General features: G+C 72.5%; 19 protein-coding genes. 10 read left to right on the forward strand and 9 right to left on the reverse strand.

The genetic code is table 11. The features are described 5' to 3' along the window. Window positions 1-33: 33 nt before the first annotated feature. Together K4G22_RS18385 and K4G22_RS18390 are read right to left on the reverse strand one after the other, a co-directional pair. Window positions 34-906 (reverse strand): helix-turn-helix domain-containing protein, encoded by an 873-nt coding sequence (locus K4G22_RS18385; RefSeq protein WP_228081377.1) that lies wholly within the window; start codon window positions 904-906, stop codon window positions 34-36. 200 nt (window positions 907-1,106) lie between these two features. After that, window positions 1,107-1,904: a GOLPH3/VPS74 family protein gene (locus tag K4G22_RS18390; protein ID WP_228081378.1), complete on the reverse strand. Its 798-nt coding sequence runs from the start codon at window positions 1,902-1,904 to the stop codon at window positions 1,107-1,109. A gap of 225 nt (window positions 1,905-2,129) precedes the next feature. On the opposite strand from K4G22_RS18390, the gene K4G22_RS31840 reads away from it, so the two are divergent. Continuing rightward, window positions 2,130-4,499 (forward strand): D-alanyl-D-alanine carboxypeptidase family protein, encoded by a 2,370-nt coding sequence (locus K4G22_RS31840; RefSeq protein ID WP_322785107.1) that lies wholly within the window; start codon window positions 2,130-2,132, stop codon window positions 4,497-4,499. Between the two features lie 257 nt (window positions 4,500-4,756). Continuing rightward, the gene (locus K4G22_RS18405; RefSeq protein WP_228081379.1) at window positions 4,757-4,936 is read left to right on the forward strand and encodes a hypothetical protein; all 180 of its coding nucleotides are present in this window, start codon (window positions 4,757-4,759) and stop codon (window positions 4,934-4,936) included. 55 nt (window positions 4,937-4,991) lie between these two features. Here K4G22_RS18405 and K4G22_RS18410 read toward each other — a convergent pair whose 3' ends face one another. Next, window positions 4,992-6,734, reverse strand: coding sequence for an IlvD/Edd family dehydratase (locus K4G22_RS18410; protein ID WP_228081380.1), 1,743 nt, complete (start codon window positions 6,732-6,734; stop codon window positions 4,992-4,994). Beyond that, the gene (locus tag K4G22_RS18415; RefSeq protein WP_228081381.1) at window positions 6,731-7,786 is read right to left on the reverse strand and encodes an alcohol dehydrogenase catalytic domain-containing protein; all 1,056 of its coding nucleotides are present in this window, start codon (window positions 7,784-7,786) and stop codon (window positions 6,731-6,733) included. The genes K4G22_RS18410 and K4G22_RS18415 overlap by 4 nt, the downstream gene beginning before the upstream one ends. 269 nt (window positions 7,787-8,055) lie before the next feature. Here K4G22_RS18415 and K4G22_RS18420 point away from each other — a divergent pair, with 269 nt between their 5' ends. From K4G22_RS18420 to K4G22_RS18430, 3 genes are all read left to right on the forward strand, one after another. Further along, on the forward strand, window positions 8,056-8,835 hold the full coding sequence (locus K4G22_RS18420) for a VOC family protein (protein WP_228081382.1): 780 nt from the start codon (window positions 8,056-8,058) through the stop codon (window positions 8,833-8,835). Then, complete coding sequence (locus K4G22_RS18425; RefSeq protein ID WP_228081383.1) at window positions 8,832-9,788, forward strand: aldo/keto reductase; 957 nt, start codon at window positions 8,832-8,834, stop codon at window positions 9,786-9,788. Before K4G22_RS18420 ends, K4G22_RS18425 begins: the two co-directional genes overlap by 4 nt. A 289-nt stretch (window positions 9,789-10,077) precedes the next feature. Beyond that, window positions 10,078-11,514: a GH1 family beta-glucosidase gene (locus tag K4G22_RS18430; RefSeq protein WP_228081384.1), complete on the forward strand. Its 1,437-nt coding sequence runs from the start codon at window positions 10,078-10,080 to the stop codon at window positions 11,512-11,514. A 36-nt stretch (window positions 11,515-11,550) separates the two neighbouring features. On the opposite strand, the gene K4G22_RS18435 is transcribed toward K4G22_RS18430, so the two are convergent. Then, window positions 11,551-11,955, reverse strand: a complete 405-nt coding sequence (locus tag K4G22_RS18435; RefSeq protein WP_228081385.1) for a GNAT family N-acetyltransferase — start codon at window positions 11,953-11,955, stop codon at window positions 11,551-11,553. Window positions 11,956-12,024: 69 nt separating this feature from the next. Between K4G22_RS18435 and K4G22_RS18440 the strand changes: the two genes are divergently transcribed. Beyond that, a complete protein-coding gene (locus K4G22_RS18440) occupies window positions 12,025-12,510 on the forward strand; it encodes a GNAT family N-acetyltransferase (protein ID WP_228084142.1) in 486 nt (161 codons plus the stop codon). 7 nt (window positions 12,511-12,517) lie between these two features. Here K4G22_RS18440 and K4G22_RS18445 read toward each other — a convergent pair whose 3' ends face one another. Next, on the reverse strand, window positions 12,518-13,480 hold the full coding sequence (locus K4G22_RS18445) for an ABC transporter permease (RefSeq protein WP_228084143.1): 963 nt from the start codon (window positions 13,478-13,480) through the stop codon (window positions 12,518-12,520). A gap of 318 nt (window positions 13,481-13,798) precedes the next feature. On the opposite strand from K4G22_RS18445, the gene K4G22_RS18450 reads away from it, so the two are divergent. Further along, a complete protein-coding gene (locus K4G22_RS18450; protein WP_228081386.1) occupies window positions 13,799-14,410 on the forward strand; it encodes a TetR/AcrR family transcriptional regulator in 612 nt (203 codons plus the stop codon). 2 nt (window positions 14,411-14,412) lie between these two features. On the opposite strand, the gene K4G22_RS18455 is transcribed toward K4G22_RS18450, so the two are convergent. After that, complete coding sequence (locus K4G22_RS18455) at window positions 14,413-15,198, reverse strand: MerR family transcriptional regulator (RefSeq protein WP_228081387.1); 786 nt, start codon at window positions 15,196-15,198, stop codon at window positions 14,413-14,415. Between the two features lie 115 nt (window positions 15,199-15,313). Between K4G22_RS18455 and K4G22_RS18460 the strand changes: the two genes are divergently transcribed. From K4G22_RS18460 to K4G22_RS18470, 3 genes are read left to right on the forward strand one after another with little or no spacing between them, the layout of a single operon-like run. Continuing rightward, window positions 15,314-16,786: a flavin-containing monooxygenase gene (locus K4G22_RS18460; protein WP_228081388.1), complete on the forward strand. Its 1,473-nt coding sequence runs from the start codon at window positions 15,314-15,316 to the stop codon at window positions 16,784-16,786. Next, on the forward strand, window positions 16,779-17,672 hold the full coding sequence (locus tag K4G22_RS18465) for an alpha/beta fold hydrolase (protein ID WP_228081389.1): 894 nt from the start codon (window positions 16,779-16,781) through the stop codon (window positions 17,670-17,672). The genes K4G22_RS18460 and K4G22_RS18465 overlap by 8 nt, the downstream gene beginning before the upstream one ends. Further along, a complete protein-coding gene (locus K4G22_RS18470) occupies window positions 17,669-18,559 on the forward strand; it encodes an SDR family oxidoreductase (RefSeq protein ID WP_228081390.1) in 891 nt (296 codons plus the stop codon). Before K4G22_RS18465 ends, K4G22_RS18470 begins: the two co-directional genes overlap by 4 nt. Before the next feature lie 75 nt (window positions 18,560-18,634). Here the strand turns inward: K4G22_RS18470 and K4G22_RS18475 are convergent, their stop codons facing one another. Next, a complete protein-coding gene (locus K4G22_RS18475) occupies window positions 18,635-18,844 on the reverse strand; it encodes a hypothetical protein (protein WP_228081391.1) in 210 nt (69 codons plus the stop codon). 94 nt (window positions 18,845-18,938) lie between these two features. Further along, window positions 18,939-22,517, reverse strand: a complete 3,579-nt coding sequence (locus tag K4G22_RS18480) for a S41 family peptidase (RefSeq protein ID WP_228084144.1) — start codon at window positions 22,515-22,517, stop codon at window positions 18,939-18,941. Window positions 22,518-22,540: the final 23 nt, after the last annotated feature.

A 22,540-nucleotide genomic window follows, 5' to 3' on the forward strand; every position in this document is an offset into this window, starting at 1 on the left:
CGGGGCATGGGGCTGGCCCCGCCACGTCGGCGGTCACCTCTGCTGCTCGTCGAAGTCCTGGGCGAGCTGGAGGATGAAGCGCCGGGTCTGTTCCGGGCTGTACGCCTGGGCGCGGAGATGTTCGTACATGATGCTGTAGTGCTGCACATCATGCGGTTTCTCCAGATAGAGATCGCTGGTGCCGCCCTCCAGATAGACCACCGTGGAATCGGCGGCCTCGGAGAACTCCAGGATGGTGTACTGCCCGTTCACGCCGGGGTGCGCGCCGGCGGAGAAGGGCATGACCTGGAGCGTGACGTGGGGGAGCCGGGAACTCTCCTCCAGCTTCCGCAGCTGCTCCGCCATGGTCGCCGCACCGCCGATCGCCCGGCGCAGCACCGACTCGTCCACCACCGCCCACAGGCGTAACGGCGTGCGGTCCTCCCAGATGCGTTCCTGTCGGCGCATCCGCACCTGCACCCGGCTGCGCACCTCGTCCTCCCCGACCTCGGGCAGTGCCCCGGATATGACGGCGGCGGCGTAGGGCGCGGTCTGCAACAGGCCGGGCACCACCTGCGGTTCGTAGACGCGCAGCGAGGACGCGTCGGTCTCCAGACCGATGTAGACGCTGTAGCTCGGCGACAACTCGGCGAACGCGTGCCACCAGCCCTGCTGGCGCGACTCCTTCGCCATCTGCATCAGCGACTCGACCAGCTTCGCGTCCTCGACGTCATAGACCCCGCAGAGGTCGCGCACATCGCGCGGACTGATGCTGCGCCGCCCGTTCTCCAACCTGCTGATCTTGGACTGCGAGACCAGCAGCCGGTCGGCGACCTCCTCGGCCGTCATGCCCCGGTCCTCGCGGAGCCTTCTCAGCTCCTGACCCAGCCTGCGTCGCCGAACAGTGGGATTGACGTTGCCCGCCACTGAAGTCCCTCCGTCGATGGGGGCGATCACCGTGATCGCCGCTGCCAAGCAGATTGCCACCGAGCGCGGTACGTCCGCTGGGGTTTCGCGACAGAGGGTGCTCATTCGCGAGCACGGGGTGTGGCCGACAGGAGCTTCGCGCTCCCGCCGCCACACCCCGTGCTCGCTATGCGGCTCCCGGTGCGGTCACATGGGAAGAGCTAGTGCGACAGCGAAGGACGTACCGCGGCTCGCGTCACTCCTCTCCGCCTGCTCTGCTCGGAAACCTGTGGTGACTGACCGACCACGCTCATTGCCGCAGTCGCCGGCGCGCGCACGGGGGCGCGTGCGCCGGGACTCGCGGGCTGCGAGCGCCGTGCGGCGGCGGCCTGCCCCGCCACCCCGTTCTGCACGTCCATGACAGCGTGAGCGACCAGCCCACCCATGGGATCGTGCCGGATCAGATCCCGGAGCCGGGAGCGCGACGACCGCCCCTCGTTGCCGGGATACAGGTGTTTGCCGAGTCCTACCGAGTGCGCCAGGGCCGCGAGGGCGGCCGTTCTGGCGTCCGGTGGTGTTCCGGTGCGGATCGCGGTGTCCAGCCGAGCCCGGATCTGCCTGCTGACGGCGGTATCGGTTGCCTGATACCTGGTCGTCGGCAGCACTCCGCACATGTGGTTCTCCACCGCGTGCACCATGCCGCAGCGTTCCAGATGCGAGAGATACGTCTGGCGGAGCCCAAGCCTGGGCCCGCCGATCCAGTGGACAGCGCGCACCGGAGAGCCACGCCTGCGCAGCAGCTCCAGAGCGGAGTCCAGCGTGGGATCTCCGGTCGGCCGTGGCAACACCACGGCTATTCGGTCCCCATCAGGGGCTATCCGGCCCGCCAAGGCCAGCTCGACGAGCTGGGCCCCGGCCAGGCCGAGGTCGAGAGACTGCGGCTGCGCCGTGGTACCCGTGGTCGGGTCCAAAGCGAGAAGCAGCAGCTCCTCTGGAATGGTTCGACGACTCCTGCCCATCCATGCCTCCCCGCGTGGATGAAAGACAGGGTGACGCCTCTCACATTGTTCTGTCGAGAGTGCGTGGTCGCTTTGGCAGGGAACCCGTAGATATGTCGTTAACGTCCTAAGGGGGAGGCGGAGAGAAACCGCCACGACTGGTGTGGCGTACCGAGGTGCACAGGACGCGGCAAACTGGTAGGGACCAGCAGCCAGTTCAGTGCAGGGCGTTGCGAGGAGGCATGGGTGTCGGGCGAGTCCCCGGACAAGTCGGATCGGGAGCGAGTGTCATCGGAGAAGACGTCTGAGGACCCCGGAAGGGTTCCGCAGGACGAGAAGGTTCCCGAGGACGAGAACGAGAAGGCCGGGAAGCCGGCCGAGGGGGATGGGCGCGAGGGGGCGGCCGATGCCGGGGCCGAGGGGATAGCCGAGGCTTCCCCCGGCGATGCCGAGGACGAGACGGAAGACGCCCAGAGCGCCTCTCAGGCGCCGGGCGAGGCGACGACGGTGCTCCGGGTGCCGGAGTCGCCGGAGGATGAGGACGGGGCCGCTGGGGACCGCGATGACCGCCTGACGACGGAGCTGCGGGTTCCGCCCGCCGAGGTCCGCGAGGCGGAGGAGGCCGCCGGGGAAGCCGGGGAAGTCGAGGGGGACGACACGTCCGCCGACGGCGGCGACCACGCGACGACGATGCTGCGGGTTCCCGCCGAGCCGCCGGAGGGCGAAGGGAAGCCCGGCGAGAAGCCTGACGGGAAGGCGGGGGAGGGCGACCGGCGCGAGGGCGCCGAGGGCGCCGAGGCGGAGACCTTGGTCACCGCCGCGCCGGGCGCCGAGCCGGACGGCGATGGCGACGCCGGCGCGTCGGACGAGGGCGGCGAGGGTGACCGGGGCGGCGAGGGTGACCGGGGCGGTGACGCGGATGCCACGGCGATGTTGCGGCTCCCCGCTTCGGCGAAGGATGAACCGGGTGAGCCGGACGAACCAGACGAACCGCGCCCCGAGTCGGCCGACGACACCGAGGGGTCCGGGAAAACGAAGGCCCCCGGAGAGGCCGGCGAGGCCGGAAAAGCCGAGGAGGCCGAGGAGGTAAACGAGCCCAGGGAGGCCGACGGCGCCACGGGATCCGAGGAGTCGGAGGCCGGCGAGGCGTCCGGGAGGCCGGATGTCACCGCCGTGCTGCCCGCCCCCGGCGACGTTCCCCCCAAACCGCCCGCGCCCCCCACGCCCCCCAAGGAGCCCAGGGAGCCCAGGGAGCCCGCGAAGCCGGCCGCCGCGCCCGACGTTCCGCCGCCGCCGACCGAGGCGCCGCCGCCGGCGGATTCACAGCGCGACCCGTTGGAGTTGCTCGCCGCACTGACCAACCGCCCGCCGCCCTCGCCCACTCCGCTGCGCACCGCGCTGCGACGGGTGAAGATCTGGACGCCGCTGGTGGTGTTGCTGCTGGTCGTCTTCGTGGTGGCCCAGTCGCTGCGCCCGCTGCCGGATCCGGAGCTGCGTCTGACCGGCGCCCAGGCGCACACCCTCGCGGGTGAGCTGGACTCGGTGCCGTGGCCGGCGACCGGGCAGGCGCGGGTGGACGTGGTCGGCCTCGGCACGCTGGGTTCCTCCGGCGATGAGGAGCCGGTGCCGATCGCCTCGGTCGCGAAGGTGATGACCGCCTATGTGATCCTCCGCGACCACCCGATGGAGGCGGAGGAGGAGCTGGGAGAGATGATCCCGGTCGACCAACAGGCCGAGGACGACGCGGCGTTGAGCGAGGAAAACGAATCCATCGTGGAGGTGACGGCCGGTACGGAGCTGAGTCAGCGGGAGGCGCTACAGGCCGTCATGATCGCCTCGGCGAACAACGTGGCCCGTTTGCTCGCCCGTTGGGACGCCGGTTCCGAGGAGGCGTTCGTCGCGAAGATGAACGAGGCCGCGGCCGAGTTGGGCATGGAGAACACCACCTACACCGACCCCAGCGGGCTGCGCTCGGAGACGGTCAGCACCGCCGCCGACCAGGTGAGACTCGCGAAGGCGGTGATGGAGGACCCGGTCTTCCGCGAGGTGGCGCGGATGCCCAGCTATGAGGACAGCGAGGGGCGGCTGCACTACAACTGGAACCATCTGGTGTCGGTGAACGGGGTGATCGGCATCAAGACCGGCACCACCACCTCGGCCGGCGGCAATCTGATGTTCGCCGCCGAGCAGGAGGTCGGTGGGACCACCCAGTTGATCGTGGGCGCGGTGTTGGCTCAACCTCCGCACCCGTCCGACAACTCGATCCTGACCGGGGCCTTGACGGCGAGTGACGAGCTGATCCGGTTCACCCAGGGGCAGTTGACGGACGAGCCGCTCTTCGCCGCAGGCGACACGGTCGGTGAGGTCGACGACGGGCTCGGCGGCAGCGTGCCCGTGGTGGTGACGGAGGACGTTCCGGTGGTGGGTTGGCCCGGCCTTGAGGTCCGGCTGGCCCTGACCGCGGCGGGTGACGGGGTGCCGGGTTCGGCCGAGGCCGGAACGGTGGTGGGCACGCTCTCCGTCGGTGGGGGAGCTGGCGCCGTCGAGGTGCCGGTCGCGTTGGCCGACGACCTGGCGGAGCCCGGCTTCGGCACGCGGCTCACGCGCATCGGTTGACCCCGCGCGGCGCGGCCTCCCCCGGCCGCGTCCCGCCCGCGCCCACCGCCCCGAACGGGCAGGTGGGCGCGGTGGGTTGACAGGGTGCGCAACGGCGCGTCCGGTCGGCGGCTCGGGGCTGCCGACCAGGCGTGCCGCACGCTACAGTCGGAGCCCGTGACGGCTGGCGAAGCGTGAGGGGGCGCCGGTGGACTGTCCTTCTTGTGGCTCGGGCGAGGGCCGCAGGCTCAACAACGGCAACTGGGTGTGCGAAGACTGTGGCGCGGTCACCGCAGGATGAGGCCGCGTGGCGGGATCTGGACCCGGCCACGCGGGAGAGGCTCGATTTCCTCGACCCCGAGGACTTCACCGTGGGCCCCACCGCCGAGGGCGCCGCGCAGTGGGAACGTTTCACGGCCATCCTCGACAAGGCGGAGAACTACCGCACGCCCCACTGACCCGCCCGGCCGCTCGGACACCACGGACACCACGGGCACCACGGGCACCGCGCGCTCAGTGTGAGTGACGGGGGACCGCGTCGCCGCTGCCGCCGGTGAGGAAGTCGAGGTCGGCGCCCTCGTCGGCCTGGGTCACATGGTCCACATAGAGCTTCGCCCAGCCCCTGCGCGGCGGTTCGTCCACCGGTTCGGCCCGTGGCTCGCGGGCGCGGGCGGCGAGTTCGTCCGGGGCCACGTCCAGGTCGAGGCGGCGCGCCGCCACGTCGATCTCGATCCAGTCGCCGGTGCGGACCAGCGCCAGCGGGCCGCCGACCGCCGCCTCCGGGGCGACATGGAGCACACAGCTGCCGTACCCCGTGCCGCTCATCCGGCCGTCGCTGATCCGCAGCACATCGGTGACGCCGGCCGCCAGCAGCACCTTGGGCACGGGAACGTTGCCCACCTCGGGGAAGCCCGGGTAGCCGCGTGGTCCGGCGTTTCTGACCACGATCACCGAGTCGGCGGTGACCGGCAGGTCCGGGTCGTCGGCCGCGACCACGTAGTCCTCGACCCGGTCCCAGACCAGCGCCCGCCCCCGGTGGGTGAGGAGTTCGGGCGAGGCCGCCGACACCTTGAGCACCGCGCCGTCGGGGGCGAGGCTGCCCCTGAGCACGACGGTGCCCTCGCCCGCCGGCCGGAACGGCGCCGCTCCGGGGTGGATCACCTCGGTGTTCCAGCAGCGCGCGCCGGCCGTCTCGGTGCCGGTGTCCCGCCCGCTGACGGTGATCGTCTCGCGGTGCAGCAGCCCCAAGCCGTCGAGTTCGCGCAGCACCACGGGCAGCCCGCCGGCGTAGTAGAAGTCCTCCATCAGGAAGCGCCCGGACGGCATCAGATCGACCAGCACCGGTACCTCGGTGGTCAGCGCGTCGAAGTCGTCGAGCGTCAGCGGCACGCCCACCCGGCCGGCCAGGGCCAGCAGATGGACCACGGCGTTGGTCGAGCCGCCGAGCGCCGCGTTGGCGCGGATGGCGTTCTCGAACGCGTCCCTGGTGAGCACGGCCGAGGGGCGCAGATCCTCCTCGACCAGGGCGACCGCGCGCCGTCCCGCCTCCTGGGCGAGGGCGTAGCGGCGGGCGTCCACGGCCGGGATGGCGGCCGAGCCCGACAGCTGCATGCCCAGCGCCTCGGCGAGGCAGGCCATGGTGGACGCGGTCCCCATCGTCATGCAGTGGCCCCGGCTGCGGGACATGCACCCCTCGGCCTCGGTGAGGGCGGCCGGGTCGAGACGGCCGGCCCGCACCTCCTCGCTGAGCTGCCAGACGGCGGTGCCCGAACCGATGTCCCGGCCCTGGAACTTGCCGTTGAGCATGGGCCCGCCGGTGACCATCAGCGCCGGCAAATCGACGCTGGCGGCGCCCATCAGCATCGCCGGCGTCGTCTTGTCGCAGCCGGAGAGCAGCACCACGCCGTCCAGCGGGTTGGCCCGGACGGTCTCCTCGACCTCCATCGCCATCAGGTTGCGGAAGAGCATGGTGGTCGGCCGCATCAGCGTCTCGCCGAGCGACATCACGGGGAACTCCAGCGGCAGGCCGCCGGCCTCCCAGACGCCGCGTTTCACGGACTCGGCGACCTCGCGCAGATGGGAGTTGCAGGGCGTCAGCTCGGACCAGCTGCTGGCGATGCCGATGACGGGGCGGCCGTCGAAGACCTCGGGCCCGAAGCCCTGGTTCCGCATCCAGGAGCGGTGGATGAAGCCGTTGCGCCCCTCGGCGCCGAACCACGCGGCGCTGCGCCGCGCGCCGTTGGGTTGCCCGGTCATAGGGTGCCTCCCGGTGTGACGAGGATCTTGATGTGCCGGCCGCGTTCGGCCCCTGCGAGGATGTCGAGGCCCTGGGGGACCGTGTCCGCGAGCCGCACCCGTTTGGTGATCAACGCGGCGGCCTGGTCGGTGTGTCGGGCCAGGAAGTCCAGCGCGGGACGCAGATCGGCCGTGGTCCGGTGGGACATCGAGCCGACCAGGGTCAGCTCGCGCTTGGCGGCGTCGGCGACGTCGAACGGCACCGGTTCGCCCGGCAGCCCGGCCAGGCCGACGGTGCCGCCTGGGCGCGTCACCGCGCAGGCCAGGGCGAAGCCGGGCCCGGTGCCCGTGGCGTCCACGGCGAGGTCGGCGACGCCGGTTGGCGGGTCCTGATCGGCTCGGCGGGTGGGGAGTTCGAGGGCGCGGGGGACGGCGAGCCGCTCGTCGCCGACGTCGACGACGGTCACCTCGTGCCCCTCGGCGCGCAGGATCAGCGCGCAGGCGAGGCCGATGGAGCCGGCGCCGACGATCGACACCCGCCGTCCCGGCGGCGGTTCGACGCGGCGCACCAGATGCCAGGCGACGGCGAACGGCTCGGCGAGTGCGGCGAGAGCCGGGTCAAGGCCGGCCGGCGCCCGGACGACCATCTGGACGGGGACGGTGAGGAGTTCGGCCAGCCCGCCGTCCGCCGACATGCCGATATGCCCGAAGTCCGGGCAGCGGTGGTAGGCCCCCGACCGGCAGATCGCGCAGTCGCCGCACGGGATCAGCGCGTTGAGGGCGACCAGGTCGCCGGCGCGGAGCCCGCCGTTCACGCCCTCGCCCACGCCGTCGCCCACGTCGGTGATTCGCCCCGACACCTCGTGTCCCAGGATCACCGGGGCGGCATGGCCGGTGACGGGGTGTTCGCTGGTGGGAATCTCGATCGGTCCGGCGCGGTACTCCAGCAGATCAGTGCCGCACAGTCCGCACCACTCGACGGCCAGCCGCACCTGCCTCGGGCCCGGCGGCGGGGCGTCGGGCACCGTCTCGTGGCGGACGTCGTGCCGCCCGTGCCATCGCACCGCGCGCATGAGCTGTCTCCCTCCGTCGCCCGATGCCGGGCGGCACGCTCCCAAACAGTAGTTACGCATCGCGGATTGGGAAGGGGGCGCGGACGCCCAGGATGGTGTCGCGCGGTGCCGTGCGAGCCGCTACGGGATGCCGGACGCGGCGGCTCCGGCGGCGCCGACCATCATGGAGGCGGTGGATATCGCGGTGATCGCTGCCGCGAAGCCGCCCCGCTCGGCCCGTGGGCATGCCCGCGCGTCGAGGTGCGACTCCCAGAAAGGAAGCACGGCCCATGTCCCAGACATCAGGTATGGCCTATGTGGAGATCGGCGTCAGCGACGCCGAACGGTCCCTCGACTTCTACCGTGGGCTGCTCGGCCTGCGTCCCGCCGACTCGGCGCCCGAGCCGGCCACCGCCGGGGTGCACTGGCTGTCCGGCGGGGGTGCGCTGGTCAAGCTGGTGGAGCAGCCGGCGGGCAGCACCCTGGGCGGGTGGATCGGCGGCGATCTCCAGCGCGGCATGCGGCACTTCGGCCTGAAGGTCGGCGATGTGTACGCCCAGGCCGAGCGGCTGCGCTCGGCCGGCGTCTCGTTCACGGTCGAGCCGCTGGCCGCCGTCGGCGGCGTCAACCTGGCCTTCTTCACCGATCCGGACGGCGCCCTGTTGGAGATCATCGACGGGCATCTCACCTATCACGAGGTGGGCACCCCCGAGCTGGCCGACGAGGAGCGGCGGCTGGCCGAGGAGCGGGCGCCGGACGCGGATCCGGTGTTCGACCATGTCGCGGTCACCTCGGCCGATCTGGACGGCACGCTCTCCTACTACCGCGACCGGCTGGGGTATCCGGTGATCGGCCGGCTGGTCCACGACCAGGACCCGCGCGGCTTCGTCATCGACTATCTGCGGGCGGGCGACGCGGTGTTGGAGGTCTTCACCTTCACCGGGGCGACCACCAGGCCGGCCCCCGAGCCGACGGAGGACCGGCTGGGGCTGCGGGCCATCGGTCTGGCCGCCGAGCTCGACGGGTCCGTGGACCCGCACGGCGTGGCGCTGCGGCAGGTGGGCCGATGAGCGCCGTCGAGCCGCTGCCCACGCGTCAGTTGGGCCGCACCGGTCTGCGGGTGCCGGAGATCTGCTTCGGCGGCGCCGTGTTGGCGAGCATGCCGTCCATCTTCGGCTACGACGTGCCGGAGGAGCGCGCGTTGGAGACGGTGCGCGCGGTGCTGCGCGGCCCGGTGGGCTTTCTGGACACCGCCGCCGGCTACGGCGGGGGCCGCAGCGAGCGGATCATCGGCGCCGCGCTCGCCGAGATCGGCGGCCCGCCGCCGGGCTTCGTACTCGCCACCAAGGTGGACAGGGACGAGGAGACGGGCGACTACTCGGCGGCCCAGGTGCGCCGTTCGCTGGAGGGCAGCCTGGAGCGGCTGGGCCTGGACCGGCTCCCGCTGCTCTATCTGCACGATCCCGAACACATCTCCTTCGAGGCCGGGATGGCCGCCGGCGGCCCGGTCGAGGAGCTGACGCGGATCCGGGAGGAGGGGCTCGCCGAGCACATCGGGGTGGCCGGCGGCCCGGTGGGGCTGCTGGAGCGCTATGTGGCCACCGGTGCCTTCGAGGTGGTCCTCACCCACAACCGGTGGACGCTGATCGACCGTTCGGCCGGTCCGCTGCTGGACGCCGCGCGGGAGGCCGGGGTCGGGGTGATCAACGCGGCCCCGTTCGGCGGCGGGATCCTCGCCAAGGGGCCCGAGGGGCAGCCGCGCTACGCCTACGCGGCGGCCGACCCGGTGGTGCTGGAGCGGGTCGGGGAGATCGTCGCGGCCTGCGACCGCCACGGGGTGCCGCTGCCGGCCGCCGCCATACGCTTCTCCACCCGCGATCCCCGGATCGCCTCCACCGTCATCGGGGTCACCCGTCCGGAGCGGGTGACCGAAACGCTCGAATTGCATCAGTGGTCCATACCGGACGAACTGTGGCCCACTCTCGACGGGCTGGCCGCACCGGCCGATCACTGGCAGAACTGAACGGCACAGAACCGCTCAGAAGTGATTCAGAGCACAGGGAGTGGTTCAGGGCGCCGGAAACGGCGTAGAACAACCCGGACCACTCCTGAACGAAACCGAGCACGAAACCGAGCACGGAAGCCAGCACGAAGCCGAGCACAGCCGCGAACGCGACGCGCACGGCCATCCGAGCAAGACCGAGCAGGACCTGAGCGAGACCTGAGCCAGATGCAAGCCAGACCTGAGCCAGACCAGAGCCAGACCCGAGCAAGAGCAGAGCAACTCAGAACGATTCGGAACCATCATCGTCATGACCTCTGACCAGCAGTCATCCGCGTCCTCGACGTCCTCGACCACCACTTCCGCCACCGTTGCCGCGCCCCGTGACCTCTCCGAGGTGCGGTTCCCCGAGGGTTTCGTCTGGGGCACCGCGACCGCCAGTTACCAGGTGGAGGGCGCGGTCGCCGAGGACGGCCGCGGCCCCTCGATCTGGGACACCTTCTCGCACACCCCGGGCAAGGTCCTCGGTGGCGACACGGGCGATGTCGCCGACGACCACTACCACCGTTACCCCGAGGACATCTCGCTGATGGCCGACCTCGGGATCAGCCACTACCGCTTCTCCCTGGCCTGGCCACGGATCCAGCCGGAGGGCCGGGGGCAACTCAACGGCGCCGGCGTGGACTTCTACAGCCGGCTGGTGGACAGCCTGCTGGAACGTGGCGTCCAGCCCTGGGTCACCCTCTACCACTGGGATCTGCCGCAGGCCCTTGAGGACGCCGGCGGTTGGCCGGAGCGTGACACGGCCGAGCGGTTCGCCGAGTACGCGGCGGCCGTCCAGCAGCGGCTCGGCGACCGGGTCACCAACTGGACCACGCTCAACGAGCCCTGGTGCTCCGCGTTCCTCGGCTACGCCAACGGCGTGCACGCCCCGGGCCGCACCGAGGGGCCTGCCGCCGTGCGCGCCGCCCACCATCTGCTGCTCGGCCACGGGCTCGCGGCCCGCGCGCTGCGCGAACAGGGCGCGGAGGAGGTGGGGATCACGGTCAACCTCTACCCGGTCGATCCGGCGACGGACAGCGCCGCCGACCGGGACGCGGCCCGCCGGATCGACGGCCTGATGAACCGCGTCTTCCTCGATCCGCTGCTGCGCGGCGCCTACCCGGACGATCTCGTCAAGGACCTGTCGTCCGTGGTCGGCACCGACCACGTCCACGAAGGCGATCTCGCGGTCATCAGCACCCCGTTGGACTTCCTCGGGGTCAACTACTACTCCCGGCATGTGGTGCGGGCCGGCACGGCGACGGGCGCGCCGTCCACCTGGGTCGGCTCCGAGGACGTCGAGTTCGTCAAGCGCGGCCTGCCACAGACGGCGATGGGCTGGGAGATCGACCCCGACGGGCTCCACGAGACCCTGACCAGGGTGTGGCGCGAGTACGACGCGCCGCCGCTCTATGTCACGGAGAACGGCGCGGCGTTCGACGACGAGGTCACGCCGGACGGGCGGGTGCGTGACGAGCCCAGGCGCTCGTATCTGGAGCGGCACTTCGCGGCTGCCCACCGGGCGCTGACGGAGGGGGTCGACCTGCGCGGCTACTTCGTCTGGAGCCTGCTGGACAACTTCGAGTGGGCGCTGGGCTACAGCAAGCGGTTCGGCCTGGTCCATGTCGACTTCGAGACGCAGCGCCGGATCCTCAAGGACTCGGGGCACTGGTACGCCGAGGTCACCCGGGCCAACGGCCTGTAGGCGAACGCCTCCCCGGCCCCGTGGCCGGGGAGGCGTTCAGCGCAGCCGGACCAGTCCGGCCGGGGTGGGGCGCAGCCCCGGGGTGCGGGCGTAGAAGTCCGCGAGGTGGGGTTCGTAGTCCACATGCAGCCAGTCGCAGCCGGCGGCCCTGGCCCCGTCGACGGCGTGCCGCACCAGCAGTTGGCCCACGCCGTGCGAGCGCTCCGCCTCGGCCACCACCGTGTCCAGCAGGAACGCGTGCGCCGCGCCGTCCCAGGCGACGTTGACCAGGCCGACCAGCGCCGCGTCCCGCTCCCGCCTGGCGCAGACCCACCCCAGGCTGTGGGCGTTGAGCCGGCCCCACCAGTCCTCGTCGCCCGGCTCGTGCCCGAACCCCTCCGCGTGCAGGGCCTCGGCCTCCACGCTGTGAAACGGCGCACGCCAGCCATAGAAGATCGACATGGCCGAGAAGCCTACGCGTGGCCGGAGGCCGCATACCGAGCTGTCTCCACATTTCGTACGATGACCAGCATGGACCTGGTCGTGACGCGCTTTGATCATCCCGATGCCCGCAAGCTCAATGACGCGGTGCAGGCGGAGTACGCGGAGCGCTATGGCGGCGACGGCGATGTCACCCCGTTGGCACCCGAGATGTTCGATCCGCCGCACGGGGTGTATCTCCTCGCCTACGATCCGTTGGGCCGCCCCGTCGCGACCGGCGCCTGGCGTGCCCAGCGGGCGGGGGGCGAGGGGTATCTCGACGGGGACGCCGAGATCAAGCGGATGTATGTGGTGCCGGAGGCGAGAGGGCTCGGCCTGGCCCGGCTGATCCTCGGCCGCCTGGAGCAGGACGCGCGGGAGGCGGGCCGCGTCAGGATGGTCCTGGAGACCGGCATCGCCCAGCCGGAGGCGATGAACCTCTATGCCTCCAGCGGCTATCTGATGCTGCCGCGCGAGCAGCACTTCGGCGTCTACCGCCACGAGCCCAACAGCCGCTGCTACAGCAAGCCGCTGTAGCTCCGGCTCAGCGGGCCGGGGCCTCCCGGGAACGCGCGGCGCGGAGCCGGCCGCCGACCAGCACGCCCGCCGCCCCGAGCAGCACCCAGCCGAGCAGCACCGCGAGCGGGAAGCCGCCCCCGTTGCCGTCGAAGAAGGCGACCGAGCGCAGCAGGCTGGAGCCGGCGCCCGTCGGCAGCCACTGGCCCAGCACGCCGGCCGGCGCGGGCAGCATCTCAGGCGCCGAGGTCGCCCCCGACCAGGGGTTGCCCAGCAACAGCAGCAGCAGCGCGCCCACGCCGATCCCGCCGCGGCCCAGCAGCGCCGCCGCGCCGGCGACCGTCGCCCCGCCGGCCAGCACCAGCAGGCCGAGCGTCCCGGCCACCGCCCACCAGTCGCCGACCAGCACCCCGAGCCAGCTGTGTGCCAGCAGGGCCGCGGTGATCCCCGCCAGCGCCGAGGCGCCGAGCAGCCCGACGAGCGCCCGACCGCCGCGCAGCCCGGTGACCGTGATCAACACCCCGGTGGCGAGGCCGGCCATCACCAGCGGCAGCAGGCTGGCCCCGAAGGCCGCGCCCCTCGGGTCGGCCTCGGGCGCCGGCACCACATCCGTGACGGTGACCTGGACCCCGTCGGGCGCCTGCTGTCGCGCCGCCTCCACCAGCAGTTGGGCGACGGTGCCGCTGCCGGCGGTCGCGGTCAGCACCTCGGGGGCGCCGCCGTCGTCGACGAGGAAGGCGCCGTAGATCTCGCGCTCCTCGATGGCCCGCCGCGCGTCGGCCGCGTCCGCGTAACGGCGCACGTCGAACGCGTCGCCCCGGGCCGCGAGCCCTTCCGCCACCCGTTCCGTCACCGCCCCTGCCCCGGCGACGCCGACGGGGAGTTCGTGGGGGGCGCTCCTGGCCGTTGGCCAGGCGAAGGCCCAGAGGACGAGGCCGATGAGCAGCGGAACGGCCGCGATCACGGCGACCAGTGCCCGCGCCGGTGGCAGCGGCGGTCCTGACGGCTTCGGCGGCTCCCCGGCCCCGGGGCCGGGCGTCGAGGAAGTGGGCTGTCCGGGCGTGCTCACGACGGCCTCCAGAAGGGATGGCTACGCCCCGGCGGGGCGGGTGCCCCGAACGAGGGCTGGAATCGACAAGAAGAACGGCAAGAAGAACGGCAAGAGGAACGGCAAGAAGAGGGGACGGGAGGAGAGGGGACGGGAGGAGAGGGAAAGCGTAAGGAGAAGGATCGTTCGTTTTCTCCGCGTCTCACGGTGCGCCCGACTCGGCCGGTTGTCAAGAACGAACGTTCGCTTTAAGGTGCTGGCATGGCGCGCGTATCACCGGAACACCTGGCCGCCCGGCGTCGACAGATCCTGGAGGGTGCCGCGCGCTGCTTCTCCCGCGACGGCTTCCACGGCAGCTCGATGCAGGACATCCTCCGGGAGACCGGCCTCTCGGCCGGCGCGGTCTACCGGTACTTCCCGAGCAAGGACGCGATGATCGTCGCCCTCGCCCAGGAGGTGCTGAGCGCCGTTCGGGAGAGCTTCCAGGAGTCGGCCGCGTCCGACGATCCGCCGCCGCCCGATGTGCTGGTGCTGCGCGGGCTGCACCGGGCCGGCCAGCGGCTGACCGCCTCGCCCTCGCTGGTCATCCAGGTGTGGGCGGAGACCCTGCGCAACCCCGACCTGCACGCCATCCTCACTGAGGGGTTCAACGCGCTGCTCGGCTACTGGACCAGGATCGTCTCCGTCTACCAGCGGCAGGGGCGGATGCGGGCGGATCTGGAGCCGGAGCACGTGGCCCGCTATCTGGTCGCCAGCGCCCAGGGCTTCCTGTTGCAGCGGGCGCTCTTCGGGGAGCGGGGCGAGGTCGACGAGATGGTGCTGCGGCAGGGCATGCGCGGGCTGATGTCCATGTCCGAACCGCCGACCGACTGAGGTCAGTCCGGCGTGTCCTGGGCCGTCCCGGCGTCAAGGGCCGTGCGGAGCCGGCGGTCGAGGGCCAGAGAGACCTCCGCGTAGACCGCCTTCTTGGCCAGCGGGCGGAGCCGTCCCAACGCCTCCGTCAGCCGCTCGATGTCCTCCGCCGAGGCGGGCTCCGCCCGCTCGCCGCCCTCGGGGGCCAGCACCTCGGGAAGTACCCGCTGCCGCAGCACCTCGGTGAACACCGAGGCCAACGCGTCCGCGTGGGCGCGGAGTTGACGGCCGGCGTCGAGCAGCGTGGTCAACGGGATGCCCTCCCGCACCAGCGCGGACGAGGCATCGAGCAGATCGCGGCTGACATGGATCACCGTCTCGCCGGCCGGCCGCAGATAGCCGATCTCCATCGCCAGCCGCAGGTTCTCCGGATCCGTCTCGCCCCGGTAGTGATCGGCCAGCTCGCGCGCGGTCAGCCGCACCGGCTCCTCCTCCGCCCAGGGCAACGACGCGGTCAGGCCCAGGAGTTCGGCCGTCCGCTCGGCGTCCTGGCCGGAGGCGAAGGCGGCCAGCAGCTCGGCGATCCCGCCCAGGGTGTGGCCGCGGGCCAGCAGCCCGGCGATGGTGCGCAGCCGCTCCAGATGCCGCTCGTCGAACCAGGTGATCCGCCCCTCGCGGCGGGGCGGCGGCAGCAGCCGGCGCTCCCGGTAGAAGCGCAGGGTGCGCGGGGTGATGCCGGCGGCGGCGGCCAACTCCGCCGCCCGGTACTCCCTGGTGGGCTCCTCCCGCTGAGCCTGGCTTCCGTCCACCCGAGGCAGTTTAGGAGGTGCACGCCCCCTACCGGCCAGTACCGCTCTGGCCTACGCTCCCAATGTGCCAGTGATTGCTGGCACATTGGCGTCGGCCGACGGGAGGCGGACGGAGATGCGCGTACGCGTCGCGGTGATCGGGGCGGGCTTCGGCGGTCTCGGCGCGGCGGTGACGCTGCGCCGCATGGGCATCACCGACTTCGTGGTCCTGGAACGCGCCGGCGCCGTCGGCGGCACCTGGCGGGACAACACCTATCCGGGATGCGCCTGCGATGTGCCCTCCCACCTCTACTCCTTCTCCTTCGCCCCCAACCCCGGCTGGCCGCGCAGCTTCTCCGGTCAGCCGCACATCCGCGACTACCTGGAACGGATCGCCGACAGCCACCGGCTCCGCCCCCATCTGCGGCTGAACACCGAAGTGCGCGGGGCACGTTGGGACAACGCCGAACTGCGCTGGGCGATCGACACCAACGCCGGCTCCTACCAGGCCGATGTCATCGTCTCCGCCACCGGGCCGCTCTCCGACCCCCGGTTGCCCGAGGTGCCCGGGCTCGACGCGTTCCCCGGCCGGGTCTTCCACTCGGCGCGCTGGGACCACGACTACCCGCTGCGCGGCAAACGGGTCGCCGTCGTCGGCACGGGCGCCTCCGCCATCCAGTTCGTGCCGCGGATCGAGCGGATCGTCAACGAGGTGACCGTCTTCCAGCGGACCCCGCCCTGGGTGCTGCCCCGGGCGGACCGGCGGATCGCCGCCGTCGAACGTCGGCTGCACGACCGGCTGCCGATCACCGCCGCCGCTCGCCGGCAACTCATCTGGGGCAGCCGCGAGTTGGTGGTGGGCGCCTTCGCCAAGCACCCGGAGTGGATGCGCGCCGCCGAAGGGCTGGCCCGGCTCCACCTGCGCCGTTCCATCGCCGACCCCGAGCTGCGCCGCCGGCTGACCCCCGACTACCGCATCGGCTGCAAGCGCATCCTGCTCTCCAACGACTGGTATCCGGCGCTGACCAGACCCCATGTCCGAGTCGTCGACGCGGGGTTGCGCGAGGTGCGCGGCAGCGCCCTGGTGGCGAGCGACGGGCGTGCCGTCGAGGCCGACGCGATCATCTTCGGCACCGGCTTCAAGGTCACCGACCTGCCGATGGCCCACCGGGTCACCGGCGTCGCCGGCACCACCCTCGCCGAGGAGTGGAGCGGGGGGATGGCCGCGCTGCGCGGCACCACCGCCGCCGGATTCCCCAACTTCCTCACCGTGATCGGCCCCAACACGGGGCTCGGCAACAGCTCGATGATCCTGATCATCGAGGCCCAACTCGCCTATATCGCCGACTACCTCGCCAAGCTCCGCAGCCTCGACGGCGGCGTCGCCGGACGGGCCGCGCTGGTGCCGCGCCCCGAGGCCGTCGACTCCTGGAACGAGGGCCTGCGGCGCCGGCTCGCCCGTTCGGTGTGGAACACCGGCGGCTGCGACAGCTGGTATCTGGACGCCGCCGGCCGCAACACCACCGTCTGGCCCGGCACCACGGCGGAGTTCCGCCGGGTCACCCGGTCCGTCCGACTCGACGAGTACGAGGTGCTGCGCCATGGCTGAGACCTCCCGGGGGCCCGCCGGCCGGCCCGACGTCCGCGTGCTGACCGTCACCTCCACCGGCGGCGCCAGGCCGCACACCGAGATCCACGGTCCCGACGACGGCCCGACCGTGGTGCTGGTCCACGGCTGGGCCTGCCGCGCCGCCTTCTGGTATCCGGTGCTCCGACCCCTGGTCGCCGCCGGCCACCGGGTGGTCGTCTACGACCAGCGTGGGCATGGCGACACCCCGGCGACGCCCGGGAGTTGCTCGCCCGAGGCGCTCGCGGACGACCTCTGCGCGGTGCTCGCCGCCACCCTGGAAGAAGGGCGGCGAGCCGTGCTCGTCGGCCACTCCATGGGCGCCATGACCATCGTCGCCGCCGCCGACCGCCCCCTACTGCGCGCCCACGCCGCCGCCGCGCTGCTGTGCAGCACCGGCATGGACCGCCTCGCCGACGAGTCGACCGTGCTGCCGCTGCGCCCGGGCCGCTGGTGCAGCGGGGGTCAACGGGCCTTTCTGCGCACCACCCTCGGCTATGGCCCCCTCGCCCCGCTCTTCCGGCGGCTGATCCACCACATCACGATGGGCCAGGGCGCGACCCGCGCCCAGTGCGACGCGGTCGCCCGGATGGTCAGGGCCTGCCCGCGTCGCGCGCGCGGCGAGTGGGGCACCGTCCTCGCCGGCCTCGACCTCGCCGACCGCGTCGGCCAGCTCGACATCCCCGTCGCCCTGTTGCAGGGTGAGGCGGACCGGCTCACACCACCCGTGCACGCCCACCGCATCCATGGCCGCCTCACCCGGCCCGATGGCTTCGTCCGGCTTCCGGGCGTCGGCCATATGACCCCGATCGAGGCCACCGACACCGTCGTCGCGACGGCGGCCAGACTCGCGAAGGAGCAGCTGTGACAGCCCGAGGGAGAACGGGGCGCCGCCGCCCGATCGCCGGCCAGGTCGTGGTGGTCACCGGCGCGGCCAGGGGCATCGGCGCCGAGCTGGCGAACGTCCTCTCCTCGCGCGGCGCCCGACTCGCGCTGGTCGGCCTGGAACCGGACGAACTCGACCGCGTCCGCGCCGGGTTGCCCGGCGAGGCCGCCGCGTGGACGGCGGACGTCACCGACGCCGACGCGATGCGCCGGGTCGCCGCCGAGGTGGCGGAGAGGTTCGGGGCGGTGGACGCCGTCGTCGCCAACGCCGGGGTCGCCTCCGGGGGGCCCTTCGCCGACGCGGACGAGGCCGTCTGGCTGCGGGTGATCGAGGTCAACCTCCTCGGCTCCGTCACCACCTGCCGCGCGTTCCTCCCCGCGCTGCGCGCCGGCGGCGGCTACTACCTACAGATCGCCTCGGTCGCCGCCCTGGCGCCCTCCCCCCTCATGACGGCCTACTGCGCGTCCAAAACCGGTGTGGAGACGTTCGCGCACTGTCTGAGGGCCGAGGTGGCCCCCGACGGGGTGGCGGTCGGCGTGGCCTATCTCAGCTGGACCGACACCCACATGGTGCGCGCCACCGACGAGCACGAGGGGCTCCGCGAGGCCCGACTCCGACTGCCCTGGCCGGCCAACCGCACCACCCCCATCGGCCCGGCCGTCGCACGCCTCGCGGCCGGTGTCGAACGCCGCGCCCCGCACGTCTACGCACAGCGCTGGATCCGTGGCCTGGTGCCGATGCGCCCCGTCCTGCCGGGTCTGCTGGGCGGTCGACTGGCGCAGCGCCGCCTGCGCGCGCTGGGCCCGCCCCCGGAGCATGTGGGGCTGATCGGGCCCGGCGGCCGGGCCGCCGCCGAGCGCCGTTCCTGAACAGGCGCGCGACGCGTCCCGGGGCCGATGGGCCGGCCGGGGCGCGTCGCGTGCGGCGCGGGGTGAGGAGCCCGCTCAGCGGTCCTGACCGCGCTGCTTGGCGCGGTCGGCCGCCTTCTGGGCCGCGTCCTTGCCCTTGTCCATCATGCCGCCGCCCTCCTTCTTGTCGTCGGTCCGCTGCTGCTTGTCCTCGCGGTCCTTGGTCTCGTCCTTGTTGCCCATGGCGTCCTTGGCGCGCTCCTGGAGTTCGTGGGCCTTGTCCTTGAACTGGTCCGAGATGCCCATGTGATGCCACTCCTCGACATTGACTCGACATAGAAGAAAGCCGGTTTGGCGGCAATCTGGGGCAAACGGGATAAACCGCCGTCCCCGTCCAGCGTCACACGGACTCGCCGTCCTCGCATTCCAGGGCCGAACCCGGGGCCACGGTGCGCGGCGGCAGCGGGGGGCGCGCGCGATCCGGGATGCGCTGGTAGCCGGGCGGGCTGGCCGCCGGATGGCGCTCCAGCAGATCCAGCGCGACCCGCACCGCCGTGTCCAGGACGACGGACCGTCCCTCCGCCCAGTCCAGCGGGGTGCGCAGCGCCTCGATGTCCGGAGCGACGCCGTGGTTCTCCACGTCCCAGCCGTAGGCGTCGAACCAGGCAGCGTTCATCGGCACCGTGATCTCCGTGCCGTCCCCCAGCTTGTGCTCCCCCGTGATGCCGACCACCCCGCCCCACGTCCGGGAACCCACCACAGGGCCCAGACCCAGCAGCCGGAACGCGGCCGTGATCATGTCGCCGTCCGACGACGTGGCCTCGTCCGCCACCGCGACCACGGGACCGCGCGGCGCGTTCGACGTGTACGAGACGGGCTGGGCGTTCCGCGTCAGATCCCAACCGAGGATGGTGCGGCTGAGCTTCTCCACCACCAACTCGCTGATGTTCCCGCCGGCGTTGCCCCGCACATCCACGATCAACGCCTCGCGGTCGAACTCCCGCCGCAGATCGCGGTTGAACTGCGCCCAACCCGAGCCGCCCATGTCCGGGATGTGCACATAGCCGCACCGCCCGCCGCTCAACTCCCGCACCAGCTCCCGACGGCGCGCCACCCAGTCCTGATAGCGCAACTGCCGGTCGTCGATCAGCGGCATCACCGCGACCCGCCGCTGCCGGCCCGACTCGTCGGCGAACGTCAACTCCACGCTGGTGCCGCCGGTGCCGGCGAGCAACGGCCACGGCCCGAGGGCCGGATCCACCGGCCGACCCCCGACATGCGTCAGCACCGCGCCCTCCCGCACCCCCGAACCCGCCAGCGGCGAATGGGCCTTGGGATCCGACGAGTCCCCGGGCAGCACCCGCGCCAACTGCCAGCCCGCGCCGTCCTTCGTCCGGGCGAAGTTGGCGCCCAGCAACCCCTGGGGCCGCTGGTAGTGCCACGGTCCCTCATTGAACCTGCCGGCACTGACATACGCGTGCGAGGTGCCCAACTCGCCCATCGTCTCGGTCAGCAGATCGGCGAACTCGTCGGGGCTCGCCACCCGGTCGACCAGCGGACGGTACAGGGCCAGCACCGCCTGCCAGTCGATACCGCACATCCCCGGATCCCAGAAGTAGTCCCTGACCAGCCGGCCCGCCTCCTCGAACGACTGCCGCCACTCGGCCGCCGGGTCGGCGACATGCACGATCCGCCGCAGATCGACGCGGACCGCGGCGTCGCTGTCGGTGCTGTCGGTCGCGGAGACCACCGACAGGTCGTTGTCCTCGCTGACCACCAGCCGCGAACCGTCGCCGCTGGGCGCGAACCAGTCGACCCCTTCGACGAGTTCGCTGCGCTTGGCCTTCGCCAGATCGAAGTGCTCAAGCGACGGCTTGCCCGAGGTGTTGTCCGGATTGAGAAACGTCTCCCCCAGGGCACCGGAGATCGGCCAGCGCAGCCACACCAGGCCGCCGCCGCTCACCGGATGGAGCGACGAGTACTTGGAGGCCGCCACCGGGAACGGCGTCACCCGGCTGCCAAGCCCCTCGGCCTCCACCGTCACCCGCCCCTCGCCGCTGCCCGCGTCCGCGCCCTCGCCGCCGGCCTCGTCCGGATCGAGCCCCCCGGCGGCCGGCCGACCCTCCGGGGTGATCGCGAACGGCGACCTGGTCGCGGAGGAGAGCGGCACCAGATACGGACGACACCCCAACGGGAACGACAGCCCACCGGTGTGCACGTCGTAGACCGGATCGAAGCCCCGCCAGGAGAGAAACGCGAGATACCGACCGTCCGAGGTGAAGACGGGCTCCTCGTCCTCGAACCGCCCGTCCGTCACCTCCAGCACCGTCGGCTCGTCGGCGGCGAACTCGGCGATGCGGATCTGCGTCAACGAACGCCCGATCCCGGGGTGCGCCCAGGCCAGCCACGCCGAATCGGGCGAGAACGCGAGATCCCGCACCGGGCCGTTCACCGACCGGGCCACTTCGACGACCTCTGCGAGAACCGCCACATCGGCCCCCTCGGCGGGATCCTCGCCGACGCCGGCCTGACCGGCCGGACCAGCGGCTGCCTCGTCGGCGTCGGCCTCGGTCGCCTCCCCGGCAGGGGCTTCGGCGCGGCTGTCCCGCACCCTGGCGGCGACGCCGGCTCCCACCACGCCGGCGGAGGACCCACCCGCCGCCGCCCCTCCGCCGGCGACGGCGTCCGCCCCTCCGCCGGAGGCACCGGCCTCCGTCTCGCCGCCGGAGGCATCCGTCGCGTCGTCCGGGATGCGGATGGTGAGGAGGCGGCCGTCGTGGGTGGCGGCAGCCAGGGTCGTGCCGTCGGGGGTGGCGAGTAGTTCGCGTACCCGGCCCAGGGGGCCGGTCGCGAGGCGCAGCGGCTCGCGGCCACCGCTGACGCGGGGGAGGTGGGCGATCTCCAGCGCGTCCTCGCCGTCCGCGTCCGTGACATACGCGATGCGGCCGGTGTCGCCCAGCATCTGCGGCAGGCGGACGCGGACCCCCGGCGCGTCGGTCAGCGCGCGGGCCGGTCCGTCGCGGTGGGTGAGCCAGTAGAGCCCGCCGCGCACGCAGATCGCGCTGGCCCGTCCCGTGGTGTCCACCGTGAGGGAGTCCACATGGGTGGCCGTGTGCAGCTGATAGGGGCGGCGTCCGTTGCGGGGCCCACCCAGGCGGACGGGCAGGCGGCGCGGGACCGACCCCGGGCCCAGGTCGTCCAGCAGCCACAGCTCGCCGGCGCACTGGTAGACCACCCGGTGGCCGTCGGTCGACGCGTGCCGGGCGTAGAACGCGTCGTGGTCGGTGTGCCGCCACAGCTGGGTGCCGTCGGGGCGGCAGGAGTAGACGTTGCCCACCCCCTCGTGGTCGGAGAGGAACGCGATGCGGTCACCGACAAACATCGGGCTGTTCAGCTGGCCGCCAAGATCCGCCAGAAGACGTTCCCCGTGGAGCCAGAGGCGGCCCGTGCCGCCGCCTCGGTAGCGCTTCCAGTCGGCCGGGTCATGGGAGGCGGCGCCGTTCAGCAGCAGGGTGCGGCGGTCCGCGCCGTGGCCGTGGACGGCGATGTCGGAGACCGGCCCCCAGGGCAGCTCGTCGCCCGGACCGCCGGCCGTCGGAACCGTGTAGGCGCGGGCGAAGTGCGAGAACGGCTGTTGGTGGGAGCCGATGGCCAGCACGCGGCTGCCGCCGGCGGCGTCGGGCGGGGTCCAGCCGCGCACCCGGGTGTCGTAGGAGGCCCAGTGCGTCAGCTGCCGCACGGGCCCGCCGTCCACCGGTGTGAGGTGGATCTCCGGGTCCAGGGTGCGCCAGCTGGTGAAGGCGATGTGCCCTCCGTCGGGAGAGAACCGAGGGGGACCCAACCGGGTACGATCGACGGTGAGTCGCCAGGCCCGGCCCTTCGCCGAGCGGCCTGGGCCTGCGGCGGGCAAGGGCGCCAGCCACAGATCGTCTTCGGCGACAAAGCACAACAGGTCACCGTGGAGATGCGGGAATCTCAGGTACCCGTCCGGTTCCGCGGATG

The organism is Streptomyces profundus, assembly GCF_020740535.1.
GTDB classification, from domain to species: Bacteria; Actinomycetota; Actinomycetes; order Streptomycetales; family Streptomycetaceae; genus Streptomyces; species Streptomyces profundus.